We start from the raw sequence: 1,995 nt of genomic DNA, 5'->3' as shown, positions 1-1,995 counted from the left end.
GAACGCGTGTGGGGCACCCACCGGGTCGAGCCCGGTCCGGCACCGCCGGACTCCACCGCCGTGGCCGATCACCGCCGCGGCGGGACATGGGGCACCCGGCACGCACCAGGCCCCCGCACCGGAATGTGGGCACCCCGCACCGCCCGGTCGGCAGCCCGCACGGGCCCGTCACCCGATGTCCGGCGGATCCACCCGCAACCGCACCGGCTCCCCCTCCCGCCGGGCCAGCCGTATCGCCTGCGCCGTCTTGAGCGCGGCGGCCAGCGCCGCCCCCTGCCCGGGCCGCACCCGGAGCAGGGCGCGCTCCCAGTGCTCGCCCGGCGGAGGGTCGCCCGCCCGCCGCGGCCGCCCCGGCGGGGGCGGCGGCAGCGGGACGGGCCCCAGCACCTCCGCCCCCTCCGGGAGCTCCGCCATCGCGATCAGCTCCGCGATCGCGGCCGGCGGCCCCGAGACCGCCGCCATCCGCGACACCGGCGGAAAGCCCAGCTCCGCCCGGTCGGCCAGCTCGCGCACCGCGTGCCCGGCCGGGTCCCAGCGGACCAGGGCCTGCACCGGCCGCAGCGTCGGCTCGGCGACGACCACGACCGTGCCACCGGCCTCCTGCCCCCGCACCAGCGCCGCCGCGCCCAGCCAGCGGCGCAGCGCCTCCTCCCCCGCCCGCAGGTCGGGGCGGCCGAGCAGGGCCCAGCCGTCCAGCAGCAGGGCCGCCGCGTAGCCGGCGCCCTCGGCGACGGGCTCGGCGCCCGGTGTGGAGACGACGAGCGCGGGCCGGTCCGGGACGGTGTCCAGGACGTGGTCGCGCCCGGACGTGCGGACGGGCACGGCCGGAAACGCGCGGCCCAGCTCCTCGGCGGTCCGCCGGGCGCCGACGACCTGGGCGCGCAGCCGGAAGCCGCCGCACTCGCCGCAGTGCCAGTCGCGGGCCTCCTGCCCGCACCAGCCGCAGTGCAGCAGGCCGTCGTCCCCGGCGCGCGCCTCCAGCGGCCCGGCGCAGTGCGCGCAGCGGGCGGGCTCGCGGCAGCGCTCGCAGGCCAGGCGGGGGACGTAGCCCCGGCGCGGCACCTGGACCAGCACGGGGCCGTGCTTGAGCCCCTCCCGGGCGACCTGCCAGGCCACCGTGGGCAGCCGGGCGGCCCGCGCGGCGGCGTCCCGCGCCTCGTCGGCCTCCTCGACCGTGCGGATCCGGGGCGCGGTGGCCCGTACCCGCTCGCGGGCCGCGGCCAGCGGCAGGGCCCAGCCGGTCTCCACCAGCTGCGCGGCCTCCACCGTGCAGCCGAAGCCGCCCAGCAGGAACGCCGCCTTCTCATGGGCCGCTCTCAGCAGCAGCACCTCACGGGCGTGCGGCTGGGGGGCGTGCGGCTCGCTGTGGCTGGAGTCGCCGTCGTCCCAGATGGCCACGAGGCCGGGATTCCATACGGGCGCGAACATCGCGGCGCGGGTGCCGACCACGGCCCGTACCGCGCCGCGGCTGACCGCGAGCCAGCGGCGGTACCGCTCCTCGGGGCCCGTGTCGGCGGTGAGCAGCACATGGCGCCCGGCGCCCAGCAGCTCCCCGAGCGCGGCGTCGACGCGGGCGGCCGTGCGGCCGTCGGGCACGACGATCAGCGCCCCGCGCCCCGAAGCGAGCGCGGCGGCGGCGGCCCGGGCCAGCTCCCCCGGCCAGTGCGGCCCGGGCAGCGCCGTCCACACCGCGCGGGGGGCGTCGCCCCGGGCGACGGTCTGGAGGTAGGCGGGCCCGGCCGGATACCGCGCCCAGCTGCCGGGCTCCGGCGCGGCGGGGCGCGGCGCGGGCCCGGGCGACGGCTCGGCCTCGATCCGGGCGTGCCGGGGCGGCACGGCCAGCTGCAGCACATCCGCGAGCGAGCCCGCGTAACGGTCGGCGACGGCCCGGCAGAGCCCCAGCAGCTCCGGGCTCAGCACCGGCTCGGGCGACAGCACCTGCGCGAGCGCGGCCAGCGGCCCCTGGTACTCGGACTCGGCGACCCGCTCCACGAT

1 protein-coding gene is annotated in these 1,995 nt (G+C 80.6%); it reads right to left on the bottom strand.

All coding sequences use genetic code 11. The features are described 5' to 3' along the window. Positions 1 to 168: 168 nt before the first annotated feature. Positions 169 to 1,995 (bottom strand): primosomal protein N' (locus tag K6I33_RS34555; protein WP_229358755.1); only part of this gene is annotated, 1,827 nt, incomplete at its 5' end.

The sequence above is a fragment of the Streptomyces sp. UNOB3_S3 genome, from assembly GCF_020740895.1.
Classification (GTDB): domain Bacteria; phylum Actinomycetota; class Actinomycetes; order Streptomycetales; family Streptomycetaceae; genus Streptomyces.
Note: the sequence above shows the minus strand (reverse complement) of the source record. Positions and strands in the feature narration are given on the sequence as shown.